The organism is Candidatus Tisiphia endosymbiont of Stenodema calcarata (assembly GCF_964030695.1).
Classification (GTDB): domain Bacteria; phylum Pseudomonadota; class Alphaproteobacteria; order Rickettsiales; family Rickettsiaceae; genus Tisiphia.
The window spans coordinates 930906-950237 of sequence record NZ_OZ034911.1 but is presented as its reverse complement, the minus strand read 5'-3'; the positions used below and the strand labels follow the sequence as shown (position 1 = coordinate 950237).

The following is a 19332-nucleotide window of genomic DNA, read 5'->3' as shown; positions in this document are numbered from 1 at the left end:
ACTACGCTGATAATTTTTTTCTGCCTTTTGCTCGGCGTTTCCTTAAAATTTCTCTACCGCCGACAGTTGCCATTCTTGCCCTAAATCCATGTCTTCTTTTTCTTACTAAATTGCTAGGTTGAAATGTACGTTTCATAAATTCATATCCAATACGAAATAATATATTTCTTTATAGTCAGATAATGTTAAACTGTCAACTTAAATAACATTATTTAAAACTAGGGTATAGCTATATTTCTCTCTTATTATCTTTAGTCTTTAAAAGATCTTGTTTTAATTTTAAGTTATTATTTTTACTAATAATAGATCTATAAACTTGCAGATTTTCCAAAACACGTTGAGCATAATTTCTAGTTTCATAATATGGTATTAGTTCAATCCAATCAATTATTTGTCGTAAATTTTTAAAGTCACGAGGATCACCAAACAGATTAATCCATCTTGTGATTCTACAAGGACCAGCATTATAAGCTGCAATGGCTAAAAGATAATTACCATTATATAGTTGTAAGTATTCTTTAAAATGATTAGTACCTAGCATAATATTATATTTAGGGTCAGTAGTTAATTTTTTAATATGACATTTACAGCCAATAGATTTAGCAATATCACAAGTTTGTCTTTCTAAAACTTGCATTAGACCCTTAGCGTTGGCTGTACTAATTACGTATTGATTAAAAACCGATTCCTGTCTCATAATACTGTATGTTAAAGCTGGTTCTAGGGGGCTATTTTTTACTGCCTTAGTATAAGGGGTAGGGAAAGCATAATCCTTAATAAAAGTATGATATTGACAAGCAGTTTTTGCTACCTCTACTGTATGATAAGTATTGCCCCTTGTACTAATTATATCGGTAATTAATAAAATCTCAGAGGGTTTTGATGATTTTTCAATAGCCGTTTTAGCATATAACAGAGCTAAATCATGTTTACCATATTTAATTAGATATTTTATGGCTCTAATAATTTCACTATTTTCATTATTATGCTTAGTGGAGGTAGGCTTTTGTGGTAAAATAGGGTGATGCCTGTTAATTTCTATATTAGCCAATTGCCCATAAAAAGTATAAGAATATTTACTCGCCATATGATAAAATTTATTCGCTTGCTCTTTATCCCCTTTGGCTTCGTAGGTTCTAGCTAACCAATATTGCCCCCTTGATACGCTTAATGGCTTGGCTGCAACTTTCATAAATTTGTTAAAATGACTTAAAGCAATGTCAGGCTTATGCAAAAATCTAAGGGCAAGCCAGCCACTAAGCCATTCTGCTTCTCTTACATGTTCGGGATCAACAGTAATTGGCATGCTAATTATCTTATAACTACTAGCAAAATCTTTCTGATCAATAAATTCTCTAGCATAATAAGATTGCACACGAGTCCAACAGGCGGAATGTATTTTATCTTGCTTTACTTTTTTAAATAGAGCAATAGTTTGGCTGGTAGGAATCTGTTGTTTCTTGGAATCCAAATAGTGAAATAATAAAGCTGGGGTATAATATTTTTCTGATACTTCTTGAAACAGTTTCTCACTATCACTGGATTTATTTAATATAGCAATTTGAGCAATAAAATTTTGTTTATAGCCATTACTCACATAATGCATATATTTTTTTGCACTACACGTGTTCCCTGCCCATAAATATTCATCCATTTTTTTTACATGATCTTCTTCACACAATATATTTTTGAAATTACTCAAATAGTTGCTTTCTTCTGCTTGCGTGAAGACCCCATAAATCCAACCATTTTTTATAATCTTTGCTAATTTTTGTGGATCTTTTATTAATTTTCTACTGGCTAAAGCATAAAATTTATAGCCTAAGGCAGTAATTGGTTCGTTTTCACTAAACCAGTTTACAATTAAAGCTTGGTCTGTGTCATAGTTTAAATATTGTTCTGCCATCTCTTTTAGTTTATCGACTTGTGGCCAGTGGGGATTGTTTTGTATAAATTTTATTATCTCTTCAAAGCTATTTTTCTTATAATTCGGGTCTAAGAATCTTTGAGACATAATAATTTTGATTAAGGCTTTATCTTTTGAAGACTTCGCCATCTTCTCACAATCTTGCCATGCTTTTTTGTCTAAATGTATAAAAGTTTCTTTAATACAGTCTAATGCCATTGACTCTGATATTAATAAATTTAGAATGATTAAAACTATTGACAGTATTGTTGGAATTCTCATAATCGGCAGTGGATAAATTAAATTATTATGGTATTATTATGAATAGAGCATTTGTCTTTCCAGGTCAAGGGTCACAAATAGTTGGTATGGGAAAAGAATTCTACGATAACTTTCAAGTGGCAAAAGAAACATTTGAAATTGTTGATAATACTCTTGGAAGAAAATTAAGTCATATTATTTTTAATGGACCAAGTGAAGATTTAACTTTGACTATCAATGCTCAACCAGCACTAATGGCAGTGTCTATGGCAATATTGAATGTCATTAAACAACAAACAAATAGAAATATTACTAACCTGTGTTTATATGTTGCAGGTCATTCTTTAGGAGAATATAGTGCATTATGTGCAGCGGAAAGTATAGATATACAAGTAACTACCCAATTGCTAGCAATACGTAGTAAGTCTATGCAAGAGGCTTATCCAGTAGGTGAAGGTTCAATGGCGGCGTGTATAGGTATTCCTCTAGAAAAGCTTGAAAAGATCGTAAAAGAGTTTACTAACCTTGATATAGCCAACGATAATATAGACGGACAAATAGTCATCAGTGGTGAAACTATAGCAGTGGAGCAGGTAATATCTATCGTAAAAGATTTGGGCTATAAAGCTATTAAATTGAATGTAAGTAGTCCTTTTCATTGTAGTTTGATGAAGTCAGCAGAAGAGCAAATGGCAAAGGCTTTAGACGAAGTAGTAATTAATAAACCGTTTGTTCCGGTGGTGCAAAATGTTACAGCCAAACCAACAACTAACCCTATAGAGATAAAACAAAACTTAATTTCCCAAATTTGCGGTAGGGTGAGGTGGTGCCAAACTTTAAACGAATTGGAAAATCTGAAAATAGAGCAAATAGTTGAAATAGGTGCAGGTAAGGTTCTGACGAACATGCTAAAGAAAACTGACCATAAATTTGATTTGATTAATGTTTCGAGTCTTGTAGAATTAGAAAAATTTTTAAAAATTGTGTGATTATGGTATTAGTGCTAAGACAAAAATCTGCTATGATCTCAATTAAATTAAAAAAATAAGATAATATAATAATGGCAACGCAAGCAAATACTAAATTTCCTATAAAGATTGATAAGAAACGAGATGATTTACTGACTAATTTTGGCAAAGCAGTTCTAAAAGATAGATACTTACTAGCCGGAGAGGGGTTTCAAGATCTATTTGCTAGAGTAGCTAGCTATTATGCTGATAATGCAGAGTCAGCCCAGCAATTATATGAGTACATAAGCAAGTTGTGGTTTATGCCAGCTACACCGGTTCTTAGTAACGGTGGAACTGACAGAGGGATGCCTATCTCTTGTTTTTTAAATGAAACAGATGATAGTTTAGAAGGTATTGTAGATCTTTGGACTGAGAATGTTTGGTTAGCCTCACGTGGTGGTGGTATAGGAAGCTATTGGGGCAATGTTCGTTCTATTAATGAGGCAATTAAAGGCAAAGGTACTTCTTCTGGCATTATTCCATTTGTCAAGGTTGTTGATTCTATGACTTTAGCTATTTCTCAAGGGTCAATTAGACGTGGCAGTGCTGCTATATATTTACCAATTGATCACCCTGAAATTGAGGAATTCATAGATTTAAGACGCCATACTGGTGGTGATACTAATCGTAAAGCTTTAAATATGCATCACGGCATAGCTGTAACAGATGCATTTATGCAAGCAGTTGAGAGTGATGAAAATTTTCCATTAATCAGCCCTGCTACTAAAAAAGTTGTACGTGAAGTTAAGGCTAGAGATTTGTGGGTTAAGTTACTAACTACTAGAATAGAAACTGGAGAACCCTATATTTTATTTATTGATACTGTCAATAAATATATTCCGCAGCATCATAAAAAACTTGGGTTACAGGTAAAAACTTCTAATCTTTGTAGCGAGATTACCCTGCCAACTGGCACTGATCATTTGGGTAAGGTTAGAACCGCTGTGTGTTGTTTGTCTTCTGTAAATTTAGAATATTTTGATGATTGGCAAAATGACCCCGAGTTTATTCCTACTGTAATGCGTTTTTTAGATAATGTACTTGAAGATTTTATTACTAAAGCACCTAGTACCATGGAGCGAGCTAAATATTCAGCAATGCGTGAACGTAGCGTAGGGTTAGGTGTTATGGGTTTTCACTCATTCCTACAATTAAAGGATGTACCAATAGAGTCGGTAATGGCAAAGGTTTGGAATAATCAAATATTTGAACATATTCATAAAGAAGTTGATAAAGCTTCAGTAGTTCTATCTGATGAACGTGGTGCTTGCCTCGATGCAGCTGAAGTAGATATTAACGAACGGTTTAGTAATAAAACAGCTATTGCTCCTACGGCATCAATCTCTATTATTGCTGGCAATAGTTCGCCTGGAATTGAACCATTTGCTGCTAATAGTTTTGTCCAAAAGACTCTTACTGGATCTTTTAATGTACGTAACAAATATTTAGAAAAGCTGTTAAGCACCAAAGGTTTTAATAATGAGCAGGTTTGGTCATCAATTGCAACTCATGAAGGCTCAGTTCAACATCTAACCTTTTTATCCAACCATGAAAAAGATGTTTTCAGAACTGCTTATGAGATTGATCAAAATTGGCTTATTGATCTAGCAGCAGATAGGACACCACATATTTCACAATCTCAATCTCTAAATGTTTTCTTAGCAGGTAATGTAAGTAAGATGTATTTAAATAATATCCATTTTAGAGCTTGGAAAAAAGGGGTTAAGAGTTTATATTATTGTAGATCAACCTCAATTCAAAGAGCTGATAAAGTATCACACGATGTCAAGAAAGCGGATTTTCAAGATATTGAAAGAGATAATAAGAAAAAACGAGAAAAAGAAGTTGTGTCTTATGATGAATGTTTATCCTGTCAGTAATGAATATACGCGAATTCGGGATAAGAATTTGTCAATTCTTATCCCAAATTCGGTGAAATTATACCTACGGTCTCCACAACTGTTGAAAGTTAAAAAATCGTCTATTAGCGAAGCACTGTTGTAAGGCTTAAACCGTCATTGCGAGCGTAAGCGAAACAATCTATAGATAAATGATGTTACTGGATTGCTTCGTCGGCCTTACAGCCTCCTCGCAATAACGCATAGGAAAGCTGTATTTACTAACTTTCAACAGTTGTGCTACGGTCTCCTCGCTAATAGACGTTTTATAGTAGTATACTTAAAAAGGAAATATAATATGTCTTTACTTAATGCCAGTCCAATCTACAAACCATTTTCTTATCCATGGGCTTATGAAGCGTGGCATATTCAACAACGAATTCATTGGTTACCAGAGGAAGTGCCGCTAGCTGATGATCTAAAAGACTGGAAATATAATTTAAGTCCAGGAGAAAAACATTTATTAACTCAAATATTTCGTTTCTTTACTCAAGCTGATATTGAAGTAAATAATTGTTATATGAAACATTACTCTAGGGTATTTAAGCCAACGGAAGTACTGATGATGTTATCAGCGTTTTCTAATATGGAAACAATTCATATTGCTGCTTATTCTCATCTGCTTGATACCGTAGGTATGCCAGAAACTGAATATTCAGCATTTCTCAAATATAGAGAAATGAAAGATAAATACGACTATATGCAGCGTTTCGGTGTAGAAACTAAAGAAGATATTGCTACTACTTTAGCAGTATTTGGAGCATTTACTGAAGGATTACAACTATTTGCTTCATTTGTTATTTTACTTAATTTTCCTCGTTTTAATAAAATGAAAGGTATGGGGCAAATTATTAGTTGGTCAGTAAGGGATGAGACGTTACATACTGATTCTATCATTATGTTATTTAAAACTTTTATTAGAGAAAACCCTGAAGTATGGACTGAAGAGCTTCGTAGCCGTCTTTATGAAGCGTGTGCTACTATTGTGCATTTTGAAGATGCCTTTATTGAACTGGCGTTTGAAGTTGGTGGTATTGAAGGGCTGACAGCTAGAGAAGTAAGACAATATATTCGTTATATTGCCGATCGCAGATTAATGCAGCTTGGGCTTAAAGAGATTTATTTAATTGATACTAATCCGTTGCCTTGGCTTGATGAAATCTTAAACGGTGCTGAACATACTAATTTCTTTGAAGGAAGGGTGACCGAATATACCAAAGCTGCAACTACTGGATCGTGGGAAGATGTATTTGCTGAGATGGATGATAGGAAGAGTGGTACGACTTCTTAATGTGTTCTTGCTGGATTATTAGGTTTTCTACTAATGCGTGATACGTGGTCTACCATATTTGGGGGTTTTGGTGTTGGGACTTTAGCTTTAGGTAAAATCTTTTCCTCCTTAGGTGGTTTGTTAATTGTTGTGTCAAAATCGCTAAATAAACTTGTCTGAGTTTGAGGATTTATTTTTAGCAGGATCACCAGTAATAACGTTTTTTATATAAGACAGGATGAATCGACCGCAATTTATATTATCAGCTATTTTTTGATGACCTAGATATGATGATTTAAAGGTAACTCTATCTTTTCCAAATGTTTCTTCTAGTGAGTCTCTAATTGGTTTTAGTGGGTAGAAACGGCTAAGCCATCCTTTGGAATCCTGATGATGAGATGTTATATTGCCAGCATTATCTTTATTAAGTTCTAAATATGTGAAGTGTTTCCTTGTCAGAAGTCCAAAAAAATATTTGTTAGACTGACAAATAGGAATTATTGCTTTCTTCCAGTTAGGATTTTGGTTTAATACTCCAAGTGTATCCTTTAATGGGGCTGCAGTTGTTGTAAGCGTACTACCTTTTTGAGCCTCATGAGATGGGACAGTGATATAATTATTGTCATTTTTAAGATAATAATTGATTTTATTCTCAGGATTACCCGGATTTTCATACGTCTCTGCTGATAGTGTATATCCTTGCTTTCTAGATAAATCTTTCAAGACATTATATACCTGAGTAGGCTTATATGCCATGTATGGCTCAATTTCTTTCCGATCTTTCATTTCATTCCCTATAATATTCTATGGATATATATTAGTGGTAAATAAAATAATAGTATATTAAAATGACTGCAAAAAAATAAATGTTTTATAGATAGATGTTTTTAACATCATTTGAGTGTTAAAACAATTTTTGTTATTAGTGCAAGATATAAATAATAGTATAATAGAATATAATTGGGAGAATAAAATAATTATGAGTATTGAAATTATAGTTCCATCTCTTGGAGAGTCTGTATCAGAAGCGGCTATTGCTAAATGGCATAAAAAACAAGGAGATGTAGTAAAAGTGGATGAGCTACTTTTAGAACTTGAGACAGAGAAAGTTACGTTAGCAGTACATGCACTTTCCTCTGGTGTAATAAGCAAAATACTTAAGAATGAGGGCGATACAGTATATGTGGGTGAGAGCGTAGGACAAATTACCGAAGGAGCAATTTCTAGTGTAGCTTCACCTAGTACACTAGACAAAGAGATACAACAACAACCTGCAAGTATAAACAAGATTGATGTTCCGCCCTCGGTGCAAAGATTAGTGAGCGAAAATAAACTGCAATTAGCTGACATAAAAGGTACTGGTCGAGAAGGCAGAGTGACCAAGGGAGATGTACTAGAGTTCATAAATACCCCGCCTGCAAAAGAAACAGAATTACCTGTTATAAACAATGTTATAGCCAATGTTGTACGGGCAAATGAAGGGATGGTTGAGCGTGTTAAAATGTCACGTCTTCGTAAAACTATAGCAGATCGTTTGAAACAATCACAAAATACTGCAGCTATTCTAACTACTTTTAATGAAATTGATATGTTGAAAGTTATTAATTTGCGTATGCAGTATCGTGAAGAGTTTGAGAAGAAGCATGGCGTTAAGCTGGGATTTATGTCATTTTTTGTAAAAGCTACTATTGAAGCTCTTAAAGCAGTTCCATCGGTAAACGCCGAGATAGAAGGGGATGAGATTCTGTATAAGAATTATTATGATATTGGTGTTGCAGTAGGGACAGAGCAAGGTCTAGTAGTGCCAATAGTTAGGCAGGCTGACAAATTGAGTTTTGCTAAGGTTGAGAAAGAAATTGCTGGTTTGGGTAAAAAGGCTAGAGAAGGAAAATTATCTATGTCTGATTTATCAGGTGGAACATTTACCATTTCAAATGGCGGTGTTTATGGATCACTATTATCAACTCCGATTATTAACCCTCCTCAATCCGGTATTTTAGGCCTTCACAAGACCGAAGAAAGACCAGTAGTGGTTAATGGTAAGATAGAAATACGTCCCATGATGTACATTGCTTTATCTTATGATCATCGTATTATTGATGGCAAAGAAGCAGTTACTTTTCTTGTAAAAATAAAGGGATTGATTGAGAATCCTGAGAAATTGTTATTAAATCTTTAATACAAAGAAGGAGTATAAGTTATGGTGAAAAATAAACCTGTTTTCTATGATCTCGCTGTTAAGATTGAAAAATTTCGTCCTACTAGCGAGGATATAAAGGATTATATCACAGCTCAGCATGCAGTTTTGGCAGATGATCCCAAGGGAGGTTTAAGCCTTAACCAGTATTTAAAGGAAAAATATTTTTCAGATAATAATGTAGTAGTAGCAGATTTATCAGATAGGACTTTTAGTAGATCTGATAATGTAATAGACCTAAGCGGAGGAGATTTTACTGGTTGTATATTTAAAAATACTACTTTTACAGGATGTAATTTAGCTGATGCGGTGTTTTGTGATGTTGATTTTGACAATGCTTATTTCGAAGATACTGTCTTAAGAAGCGTAGATTTCAGAGGAGCTGACCTTGCTAATTGTAGGTTTTCTGATAGCTATAAAGGATACTCTCAAACAGATAAATCGAAAGATATTGATGGTATAAAATTTAGTACTACTCATGTTTTAGGTAGGAAATATGCTGATATAAAAAGTACTTCGGTACGAGAAAAAGAACAACAAGATCTTATAGATAATAAAAAAACAGAATTAGACAATGCATATAAGAGCTTGAGTTATCCACAAGCTATATTGGTTAAGGCGGGATTTAAAACTAAAAACCAGGAATATGATAGGTTACAAGAAGAACTAACGTTAATGACTGAGAAAAAGACATTTCCTAAAAAAGATAATCCAATGCACGAAACATTTAAGAATATTTTTGGTAGTAGGTGTAGTTTTGATCCAGCTTACATACGTGGGTCAACTAAGAGTCAGAGAGATGGAGAAGTACAATATGTGCGTCTTACTCGCAATGATGTAGTGGAGTATTTAGAAATAAGGAAAAGCAATAAGGATTTAAGTTTAAATGATTTTGCTAAAACCAAATTAGAGCCATCGAAGATAAAATTAACAGCAAGAATTGTTGCAGATTGTTCACCTAAAGTTAGTGCTTCTTTCATGAGGGGAGCTGTTGTTAACAATAATGCATTGCCTGGCAGAGTTGATTTATCTGGTTTAGATTTCTCAGGAGCAGACTTGCGGGGTGCTGTATTTGCAGGAGCTGATTTATCTAGAGCTATTTTTAAGGAAGCTAATATTAGTGAAGCGAGTTTTGAGAGTGCAGAACTTGTAGGAGCTAATTTTTTAGGCTCTAAAGCAGATAACGCGAATTTTTTTAATAGTAATTTAAGTCAGGCAGTCGTTGATAATAGTCAGTTTACACATGCTTTTATGGCTCGTTCTAATGGTCAAGAGGTTGTGATAAATAACTCCAACTTTGATTATGCGAATATAAAAAATGGTAAATGGAATAACGCAAAATTGACTGATTCAACATTTAATCAGGCAGATTTGCAAGGTATTTCTTTAATCTCAGCAGATTTACGAAGAATACAAATGCAGCATGCAATATTAGATAAAGCTGTTTTAACAGAGTGTCAAATTATAGAGAGTGATTTGTCTAATGCTTTGATGGAAAAGGCTGAAGCACATAAAGCAAAATTTAAAGATACTATATTGCAGAACATAGAAGCAAAAGGATTAGATTTGTCGGATGCTGAGTTAAGTGGTTTGACTAAGCTGGATGGAGCGAATTTAGAAGCAGCTATTCTAAGAAGGATTAATGCTGAAGGAGTGAATTTTATTAATGCCAATCTAAATATGGTGGAAGCACAAAAGGCGAATTTCAGAAATGCAATTTTAGAAGGAGTAGAGGTCAAATTTGCTAACTTAACAGAGGCGGTTTTGGAAGGAGCGAAGGCTAAAGGAATCAATGCAAGTTATAGTATACTAAAAAAAGTTCATGCACAAAAGGCTGATTTCTCGAATAGCATAATGAGGAGTATTGACGCTCAGGAAGGTGATTTTACCGAAGTAATATTCATGAATGGTGATCTTACAAAATCAAAATTGCAGCAAGCGATATTGGAAAAAGTACAAGCAGAAAAGGTTAAGTTAGAAGGGGTTAATTTACGTGCGGCAAAGTTAGCTAAGGCTGATTTGTCTAAAGCTATGGTCGATATTGATACTGATATTGTGGACGTAAATTTGATTGGTTTACAAGGCACATTCATTCAGAATGGTCAAGAAATTATCCCGCAGAAGTTTCAAGAAGAGCAAAAACAATTGGAGCAAGTAAAAAAAGAGGAGCAATTAGAATTAACATTAGAGAATTTACCTCACATCGCTGTAGGTTTATTAAAAGAGACAGGGACATTTCTTCTTGATATTGCTACTATAGTACCTTCAGCTATTAGGAATCCGCTGGATACAAAGAAGCTATTATATGATGAGCTATATGCTGATTTCCTGAAATTTCAAGAAGTGAGTGAAAAATTATTAAGTGATAAGTTGCTAATTGAAGAAAGGCAAAAATTACAAAAAGAACAAGTAGAGCATGTATCTAATCTAATCAAAGGAGCTGGTTCAGTGGTTGATATATATATTCCTGCTCTGAATGAAGCACGATCTGATCTATTAAAAGATCAGATCGCTCAGCGTGTTTTGTTGCCAGTTTTAGGAGCTGTGTTAAATCCCGCTCCAATGATTTCACCTACAGAAGCTAGTAGAGTTAATCCTGATATATTTGATGGAGTAGATAAAAATTTTATTAGAAGGATAGTGCCGTTGGTGCTAAAATTAGGAGGTGGCATATTAGAAGGAGAATCAAATAAAAAAGTACAAGAAATTTATAAGAATCTAATAATTTCTAACAAAAATTCAGGGAGTGATATCATTAAAAATGCTTTGGAAATCTTCATTAACCCTAAAGTAGCAGAAGTAGTTAAGAAAGATTTAGTTGAGTTTTTACGTGATCCAGCTAATCAAAAGGAAATTACCAAAATTGCTGAGAATGTTCTAGACGATAAATTTACTAGATTTGTGTCAAAAGAATTTTTTAGGGATACTGTATCACTGGCAACTAATGCAAGTAGCACGATATTAGAGCATACTCCTGAAATGGTCATGATCTATGAGTTCTATATGAAACATCAAGATTTGGGCTTGGAATTATTGACTAATAAAAATTTATCTCCAACTCGAAAAGAAGAAATAATAGGAACGCAAAAAGCCATGATATTGTCTATTTTAGATAATACTAGTAAGGTTGTTCAAGATCTAGCTCCTGCCTTAAAATCAACTCTACCACAATATTTTTCTGATAATAAAAAGAATATTTTAGAATTTTTGGATAAAACAGAAGTGCAGCAAAATATAAGATATCTTGGTCTGAATCCTAAATTTGTACGTGATGCAACAGCAGCAACTATTCCATTTATTGTTGATGTTTTACCGATAATAGCAGAACTTACTGAAAATTGTTTAGCAGACAAAGAGGGGTTAGAGCGAATCATTGAGCAAACTAAAGATGTTATGAACGTACCTGAATCCAAACAAGCAGAAAAAGTTGGTAAATTAGTAAACTCTCTTATTAAGTTTAATAAGGATAATCCTAAGGTTAAAGAAGTTTTTCAAGAAAAAATACCTGAGCTTTTAATAAAACATGCTAAAGACCTTGGTCCTGTGGTTGAGAAATTTTTAAACGAAACCGAGATGGGTAAAAAACTAAAACTAAAAGGTGAAGCAATTGTTAAAGCGCTAGGGGATCATGCTAAGGAAGTAGGAACAATAACGGCTTCATATAAGAAGGGAGAATATAGTGCAATGGTTCGTCCATTGATTAATTTGTTATCTGATACAAAAGTTCTAAGTTTAGCTGTAGGAGCTACTGTTAACCTTTGGAAGTATAATTTTCAAAAACATTTTGTGTCTAATTCAACACGTGAAAAAGTAATTGGTGAAAAAATGAACCAAATTATTGAAGATGTCTTGCCAAATCCTCTTGTGATAGCTAAGTCGGACAAGAAAATAGATTTATCTTCCATCTTTCAGGAGCAGGCTGAGAAATATAGTCGAAATAATTCATCTGACTATTCACCGATACTTGATTATTCCTTAAATAATAAAGATTTGAGAGGATTATCTTTTGAAAAAGTAGATATGAAATTAGATGATTTTGAAATTAAAGGATTTAATTTTAATGAAGTGACATTAGGAAAATGTTCTCTGAAAAATGCTGAATTGAAAGAATGCTCTTTTAAGAGAGTTACTTTTAAAGAACATATAGATTTTGAAGGAGCTACCATTGATGGTAATACTTTAACTACACTTCTTCCGGAAATTAAAAAATATAATAAAAAACATCCGGAAAAAACAATGAATTTAGATAATATAAGAGTTGTTGGGAATATAAGCGAAGAAGTTAAATCAAATCCTTTGCTAAAAAATGTAGATTTGCATAAAGCTACTATAAAAAAAATAGAAGTTGTTCCACCAGTACCTAAAGCAAGTCAAACAATATCGTCAAATGAACATAGAGAAAGATATGATAGAAATGCTAACAAAGAAAGACAAACAAATCTGTTAATCAGATAAAATAATGTTTGACATTGTTCTGAATAATCGGTATAAAACTTCACACAGGGCAAAAATCCTGTAGCTGTTTGAAAAGTTGATAAAACTGAAAACTAAATACCTACTACGATAATAAAAATTTATGATCGTGAGTGGATACTGTAAAATAGCAGAATTAGTTCTGTACACATCGTACAATCTCAAGCTTTAAAAGAATCAAAGTAAATAAAATAAGAGCATTTGGTGGATGCCTTGGCACTAGAAGGCGATGAAGGACGTAATACGCTGCGATAAGCTTCGGGGAGCTGCGAATAAGCTTTGATCCGAAGATTTCCGAATGGGGAAACCCACCTGCTTAGCAGGTATCGTATAGTGAATACATAGCTATGCGAAGCAAACCCAGTGAACTGAAATATCTCAGTAGCTGGAGGAAAGGACATCAACCGAGACTCCGTTAGTAGTGACGAGCGAACGCGGACTAGGCCAGTGGCTTCAGAATAAAAACTAGAACAACATGGAAAGGTTGGCCATAGAGGGTGATAGCCCCTTATAGGTAAAAAGTTTTGGAGTCCTTGAGTAAGGCGGGACACGTGAAATCCTGTTTGAACATAGGGGGACCACCCTCTAAGCCTAAGTACTCTCTAGTGACCGATAGTGAACAAGTACCGTGAGGGAAAGGTGAAAAGAACCCCGATAAGGGGAGTGAAATAGACCTGAAACCGAATGCTTACAAGCAGTCGGAGCAGACATTGAGTTTTAAAGCTCGTTTATATGTTCTGTGACGGCGTACCTTTTGTATAATGGGTCAGCGACTTAGTTTATCTAGCAAGCTTAAGCCGTTAGGTGTAGGCGTAGCGAAAGCGAGTCTGAATAGGGCGACTTTAGTTAGATGAATTAGACCCGAAACCGAGTGATCTAGCCATGGCCAGGTTGAAGGTGGAGTAATATCCGCTGAAGGACCGAACCCACTACTGTTGAAAAAGTAGGGGATGAGTTGTGGCTAGGGGTGAAAGGCCAATCAAACTCGGATATAGCTGGTTCTCCGCGAAATCTATTTAGGTAGAGCGTTATAGCGATTACCGTCGAAGGTAGAGCACTGGATGAGCTAGGGGGTCCTACAGACTTACCAAACTCAACCAAACTCCGAATGTCGACGAGTACAGCATAGCAGACAGACTGTGGGTGCTAAGGTCCATAGTCGAGAGGGAAAAAGCCCAGACCGCCATCTAAGGTCCCTAAATCATGACTAAGTGTTAAAGGATGTGAGAAAACCAAAACAACTAGGATGTTGGCTTAGAAGCAGCCATCATTTAAAGAAAGCGTAATAGCTCACTAGTCTAAATAAGTTTTCTTGCGCCAACAATGTAACGGGGCTCAAGTCATGTACCGAAGATGCGGATTTGTACTTTAATAGTGCAAATGGTAGCGGAGCGTTCCGTAGGCCTGTGAAGGTGAACTGTGAAGTTTGCTGGAGGTATCGGAAGTGAGAATGCTGACATAAGTAGCGATAAAGAATGTGAGAAACATTCTCGCCGAAAGTCCAAGGGTTTCTGCGTAAAGTTAATCTGCGCAGGCTTAGTCGGCCCCTAAGGTGAGGCTGAAAGGCGTAATCGATGGGAATCAGGTTAATATTCCTGAACCTGAGGGATGTGACGGAGATAGTAAATTGTATACGCTTATTGGATTGCGTGTGCAGTGAATATTTTCCAGGAAATAACACCCTCATTAAAGACCGTACCCTAAACCGACACAGGTGGACAGGTAGAGTATACCTAGGCGCTTGAGAGAACGATGCTGAAGGAACTAGGCAAATTGCATCTGTAACTTCGGGAGAAGGATGACCTGTAAATGGGCAACCATTTATAGGTGGCACAAACTAGGGGGTAGCGACTGTTTATTAAAAACACAGGGCTCTGCAAAGTCAATAGACGAAGTATAGGGTCTGACGCCTGCCCAGTGCTGGAAGATTAAGAGGAGGGGTGCAAGCTCTGAATTGAAGTCCCAGTGAACGGCGGCCGTAACTATGACGGTCCTAAGGTAGCGAAATTCCTTGTCGGGTAAGTTCCGACCCGCACGAATGGCGTAACGATTTCCCCGCTGTCTCCAGTATCGACTCAGCGAAATTGAATTCTCCGTGAAGATGCGGAGTTCCCGCGGTTAGACGGAAAGACCCCGTGAACCTTTACTATAGCTTTGCACTGGTATTAGGAATTAGATGTGCAGGATAGGTGGGAGACTATGAAGTGGTGGCGCAAGCCACTGTGGAGTCACCCTTGAGATACCACCCTTTTGATTCTTGATATCTAACCGCGATCCTTGAATCAGGATCCGAGACAATGCATGGTGGGTAGTTTGACTGGGGCGGTCGCCTCCCAAAGAGTAACGGAGGCGCGCGATGGTTAGCTCAGGTTGGTCGGAAATCAACTGTTAGAGTGCAATGGCATAAGCTAGCCTGACTGCGAGTCTGACAAGACGAGCAGAGACGAAAGTCGGTCATAGTGATCTGGTGGTCCCGAGTGGAAGGGCCATCACTCAACGAATAAAAGGTACTCCGGGGATAACAGGCTGATGATTTCCAAGCGTCCATAGCGACGAAATCGTTTGGCACCTCGATGTCGGCTCATCACATCCTGGGGCTGGAGAAGGTCCCAAGGGTTCGGCTGTTCGCCGATTAAAGTGGTACGTGAGCTGGGTTTAGAACGTCGTGAGACAGTTTGGTCCCTATCTGCCGTGGGTGTAGGAAGTTTGAGAGGATCTGCCTTTAGTACGAGAGGACCGAGGTGGACGTACCTCTGGTGGACCAGTTGTCGCGCCAGCGGCATAGCTGGGTAGCTAAGTACGGAAGGGATAACCGCTGAATGCATCTAAGCGGGAAACCCACCTCAAAACTAGACTTCCCTATCAGAGCCGTGGAAGACCACCACGTTGATAGGCCAGGTGTGGAAGCACGGTAACGTGTGTAGCTAACTGGTACTAATAGCTCGATTGTTTTACTTTGCTGAGGTTGTACTTGTGTACAGCATTAATTCTGCAAGAAACATAAAAAGGTTTTCAGTTTTATCAACAACTCAAATTTTAGACCTATTTTGAAATTAGGGTTCTATGAATAAATGTCTAAAAAAGTCTATTATACAAAAAAATTTGTATTGCTAGCTTGGTGGTTATAGCACGAGTGAAACACCCGATCCCATACCGAACTCGAACGTGAAACCTCGTAGTGCTGATGGTACTATGCCCTGAGGCATGGGAGAGTAAGTTGCTGCCAAGCTTGCAATGCAAATTTTTTATGAAGACCATATACACTCAAATGATTCTACGAATTGGATTTGAAAATGAGGGGTAAACTAAAGTAATACGTGAGTTCCTGATGTTTTTAAAAAACAATTCTTAAAAGCATAAGAGTATACAAATTGTCATTAGACATTTGTTTTGTGTTCCAATTCTCCAAATCATTTAACTACTCTTGCAAGCAAGTCTTTTAAAAAGTAAGTTTTAAAAAATCAACTAAATTATCTACTAACAATAATCCATATTATTTGATAAAATTAGAACAAAAAGAAGGAGGTAATATGAACAATATTAACACTAAGTTTTACATACTACTAGTAATACTACTTGGTATATTCACTTATTCATTAAATCTTTTTAATAAAATATCTCAGTGTTCTTTAGTATTTGTATTTTTAGCTGTAACTGCAAATATCATATCTGAACTATATGGTAGGAAAAAAGCTTGGATTGCTGTAACGTTGTGTATAATAGTAAGCTTTTGTTTGTTATGGGACTTCAATTATTATATTCATGGTCGTGTTATTAATGGAATTATACTTGTATCTTTTGTATCTATATTGTTATCAACATATTGTAGTACAAGTGTATTTGTACAACTCAAGTCAACATGTTCTTTGAATACAAGAAATTTTGCTGGTTTAATGATGGGTGCGGTTGTAGATGGCATTGTGATGTCAGGATTTTTTGTAAATATATTCTCTACAAGTAGAGTTTTGTCGATGTTTTTAAAAGAAGTATTATTTAAATGTGCATATTCATTAACAGTTTATATATGTATATTTTTGGGGTCATTTTTAGTCCAAAAAGTATATTGCAATAATAGGAGTACCCGCGAACTGAAGAATTTTTGAGTAAGAAATATAGCTGAGTATACTGCTATGATTTCAAGAGTTGGTAGACGATGTAATCAAAATCATGATAGTAGCGGGAATTACCGAGGGACTAGGTTGGTGAGTACCGCTAGATAATAACGATGCAATTCTTGATTTTCTATTCTAGAGTATATATACTCAAATGATATTAAAGGGTGTTGGCAAAGTAGTAATAAAGTAAAATTATCGTCATATTTTGAGAATATATTATATAATTTTACTTTTTTACTTATTTTGTTGGCAATTTAACTAAAGAATTACTTAAAAATTTGCTTTATATAGCATTTATATGACTTTGCTAACATCCTATATACCTAACCCAATGATCTCTTAGCTAAAAGCGATGTCATTTCCACTTTTGCAGGAATGACATCGATAGTAGTTAAGATTATATTTATACCAACTATTGGTACGGTTCTTAAATTGCCCTGATCAAATCTAACGGAATTAACTATATCATAACTTATTTAAACAGGAATAATGTGTATAAATTTATAGACTTGTTTTGCGGTATTGGTGGATTTAGGATTGCTTTAGAAGGAAAAGGAATGGAGTGTGTTTTTTCTTCAGATATAGATAAGGATATTCAAGAAACTTATGTAAAAAATTTCGGAGAAAGACCTTATGGCGATTTAAATGAAATCTCAGAAAAAAAAATACCAAAACACGATATTCTATGTGCAGGTTTTCCTTGTCAACCCTTTAGTATTTCTGGTAAGCAATTGGGATTAAAAGGCAGTAACGGAAGATTATTTTATGAAATAATTAGAATCGCCCAATATCATAAACCATATGTTTTATTGCTTGAGAACGTCAAAAATATAATTAATATTGATAATGGATCGGTAATTAAAACAATAGATATAAAATTGGATGAAATTGGTTATAAAGTTTATAGGCATATTCTAAATTCTTCTTTTTTTGGTATACCTCAATCAAGAGAAAGGGTTTATTTTGTTTGTTTACGTAAAGATTACGATAATGATCTAAAATTTAAATATTTACCGCCAAAAGAAACTTTTGCAAAAGTTTATTTGGATGATATTTTAGAAGAAAAAGTTGATGATAGTTTATATATTAAAAGAGATGACATAGTAATAGATGGCAATAAAGAAATTGAAAGAAATTTAAGACCTCTAAGAATTGGTTATGTTAATAAAGGCGGTCAAGGAGAAAGAATCTATAGCCCCTTGGGACATGCAATAACTCTTTCCGCTTTTGGTGGAGGAGTAGGTGCAAGAACTGGCTTATATTTAATTAATAATAGAATTAGACGATTATCAGTTAATGAATGTAAAAACTTAATGGGATTTCCAAAAAATCACCATGTTATAGAAGGGATAAAAGGTTATCAACAGCTTGGCAATGCTGTTATACCAAAGATGATTAGTAATATTTATGATTCAATTGGAATATCATAATTATGAATAGAAATGCTTATATAGGAAAAAATGTTGAGGTTCTGTTTAAAAATAGCATAGGAGATCATCAAAAAATCATACAAAAAATTCAAGAAAACTTTAAAATACAAGGAAACTTCATAACTGCGATTTGTAGTGGAGTACATAATGAAAAAGTAGATGTAAAAATGGAATTTTCTTGTGGGAGAAATATTGATGCCAATATAAAGGCTTTTAAGACTGGTTTAAATCAACTAACAAGAACCACACCTGAAAAGTTCTGCGAAAAATTTAATTTGGATTGCTTAACGTGGTTGCAAAATCTACTTGTTGAAAAAGCCAAAAGAGGAGCTACAAAATATGATTTTTTTCCAAAAAGTGAAAAAGAGAAAGCAGTATTAATATTTAAACCTATTGTAAAAGATATAGTGGAATGGTCTATGTCTTATAAAAAATCTCGAGAAATACTAGTACTATACGATAGACAAGAAAGTATTATGCATATTTATTCAATGAAAAATATTTTAAAACATTTAAAATATGACATATCTTTTACATCTAAAGGTGGTAATTTGCTTATTGGTAATTTGATAACTTTTAAAAGAAAAGGGGGAAATGGTAAGTTATGTTCGCATAAAATAAAAACCGACCCAACTCACCCAGGTAATAACATTCAATTGCAACTGAGAATGTATGAATTTATAAAAGAAATGAAAAATTATGAGTTAGGTAATTACGTTATCTAAATTTAAATCCCTTAAAGTGAAAATTACTTGGAAAAAATAAAATATTT

The 19332-nt window shown here is 34.8% G+C and carries 11 protein-coding genes and 2 rRNA genes; 10 read left to right on the top strand and 3 right to left on the bottom strand.

Annotation, left to right across the window (positions count from 1 at the left end):
• Position 1 precedes the first annotated feature (1 nt).
• Together rpmH and ACQH1W_RS04350 are read right to left on the bottom strand one after the other, a co-directional pair.
• On the bottom strand, positions 2-136 hold the full coding sequence (gene rpmH / locus ACQH1W_RS04355) for a 50S ribosomal protein L34 (RefSeq protein WP_341748129.1): 135 nt from the start codon (positions 134-136) through the stop codon (positions 2-4).
• Between the two features lie 93 nt (positions 137-229).
• Positions 230-2191, bottom strand: coding sequence for a lytic transglycosylase domain-containing protein (locus ACQH1W_RS04350; RefSeq protein WP_375333230.1), 1962 nt, complete (start codon positions 2189-2191; stop codon positions 230-232).
• 35 nt (positions 2192-2226) lie between these two features.
• Here ACQH1W_RS04350 and fabD point away from each other — a divergent pair, with 35 nt between their 5' ends.
• The 3 genes from fabD (at position 2227) to ACQH1W_RS04335 (ending at position 6366) form a co-directional block, all read left to right on the top strand.
• Positions 2227-3156 carry an ACP S-malonyltransferase gene (gene fabD / locus ACQH1W_RS04345; RefSeq protein WP_375332575.1) on the top strand — a complete coding sequence of 310 codons (930 nt, stop codon included), beginning with the start codon at positions 2227-2229 and terminating at the stop codon, positions 3154-3156.
• Between the two features lie 71 nt (positions 3157-3227).
• The gene (locus ACQH1W_RS04340; RefSeq protein WP_375332574.1) at positions 3228-5057 is read left to right on the top strand and encodes a ribonucleoside-diphosphate reductase subunit alpha; all 1830 of its coding nucleotides are present in this window, start codon (positions 3228-3230) and stop codon (positions 5055-5057) included.
• A 316-nt stretch (positions 5058-5373) separates the two neighbouring features.
• Positions 5374-6366 carry a ribonucleotide-diphosphate reductase subunit beta gene (locus tag ACQH1W_RS04335; RefSeq protein ID WP_342278953.1) on the top strand — a complete coding sequence of 331 codons (993 nt, stop codon included), beginning with the start codon at positions 5374-5376 and terminating at the stop codon, positions 6364-6366.
• 141 nt (positions 6367-6507) lie between these two features.
• On the opposite strand, the gene ACQH1W_RS04330 is transcribed toward ACQH1W_RS04335, so the two are convergent.
• The gene (locus tag ACQH1W_RS04330) at positions 6508-7131 is read right to left on the bottom strand and encodes a hypothetical protein (protein ID WP_425360951.1); all 624 of its coding nucleotides are present in this window, start codon (positions 7129-7131) and stop codon (positions 6508-6510) included.
• A 193-nt stretch (positions 7132-7324) separates the two neighbouring features.
• Here ACQH1W_RS04330 and odhB point away from each other — a divergent pair, with 193 nt between their 5' ends.
• From odhB to ACQH1W_RS04295, 7 genes are all read left to right on the top strand, one after another.
• Positions 7325-8524, top strand: a complete 1200-nt coding sequence (gene odhB / locus ACQH1W_RS04325) for a 2-oxoglutarate dehydrogenase complex dihydrolipoyllysine-residue succinyltransferase (RefSeq protein WP_425361202.1) — start codon at positions 7325-7327, stop codon at positions 8522-8524.
• Between the two features lie 21 nt (positions 8525-8545).
• The gene (locus tag ACQH1W_RS04320) at positions 8546-12997 is read left to right on the top strand and encodes a pentapeptide repeat-containing protein (RefSeq protein ID WP_425360950.1); all 4452 of its coding nucleotides are present in this window, start codon (positions 8546-8548) and stop codon (positions 12995-12997) included.
• Positions 12998-13195: 198 nt separating this feature from the next.
• Positions 13196-15974: ribosomal RNA gene (locus ACQH1W_RS04315) — 23S ribosomal RNA — on the top strand.
• Between the two features lie 155 nt (positions 15975-16129).
• A 5S ribosomal RNA gene (gene rrf / locus ACQH1W_RS04310) occupies positions 16130-16244 on the top strand.
• Positions 16245-16512: 268 nt separating this feature from the next.
• The gene (locus ACQH1W_RS04305; protein ID WP_425360949.1) at positions 16513-17118 is read left to right on the top strand and encodes a VUT family protein; all 606 of its coding nucleotides are present in this window, start codon (positions 16513-16515) and stop codon (positions 17116-17118) included.
• Between the two features lie 503 nt (positions 17119-17621).
• Positions 17622-18560, top strand: a complete 939-nt coding sequence (locus ACQH1W_RS04300; RefSeq protein WP_341751424.1) for a DNA cytosine methyltransferase — start codon at positions 17622-17624, stop codon at positions 18558-18560.
• Positions 18561-18562: 2 nt separating this feature from the next.
• Positions 18563-19285: a hypothetical protein gene (locus ACQH1W_RS04295; RefSeq protein WP_341762813.1), complete on the top strand. Its 723-nt coding sequence runs from the start codon at positions 18563-18565 to the stop codon at positions 19283-19285.
• Positions 19286-19332: the final 47 nt, after the last annotated feature.

What these genes read in the sequence shown, in the direction of transcription:
- ACQH1W_RS04335 (WP_342278953.1), top strand. Translation starts at nt 5,374, where the DNA reads ATGTCTTTACTTAATGCCAGTCCAATCTACAAACCATTTTCTTATCCA.
- rpmH (WP_341748129.1), bottom strand. Translation starts at nt 136, where the DNA reads ATGAAACGTACATTTCAACCTAGCAATTTAGTAAGAAAAAGAAGACAT.
- fabD (WP_375332575.1), top strand. Translation starts at nt 2,227, where the DNA reads ATGAATAGAGCATTTGTCTTTCCAGGTCAAGGGTCACAAATAGTTGGT.
- ACQH1W_RS04320 (WP_425360950.1), top strand. Translation starts at nt 8,546, where the DNA reads ATGGTGAAAAATAAACCTGTTTTCTATGATCTCGCTGTTAAGATTGAA.
- ACQH1W_RS04330 (WP_425360951.1), bottom strand. Translation starts at nt 7,131, where the DNA reads ATGAAAGATCGGAAAGAAATTGAGCCATACATGGCATATAAGCCTACT.
- ACQH1W_RS04340 (WP_375332574.1), top strand. Translation starts at nt 3,228, where the DNA reads ATGGCAACGCAAGCAAATACTAAATTTCCTATAAAGATTGATAAGAAA.
- ACQH1W_RS04295 (WP_341762813.1), top strand. Translation starts at nt 18,563, where the DNA reads ATGAATAGAAATGCTTATATAGGAAAAAATGTTGAGGTTCTGTTTAAA.
- odhB (WP_425361202.1), top strand. Translation starts at nt 7,325, where the DNA reads ATGAGTATTGAAATTATAGTTCCATCTCTTGGAGAGTCTGTATCAGAA.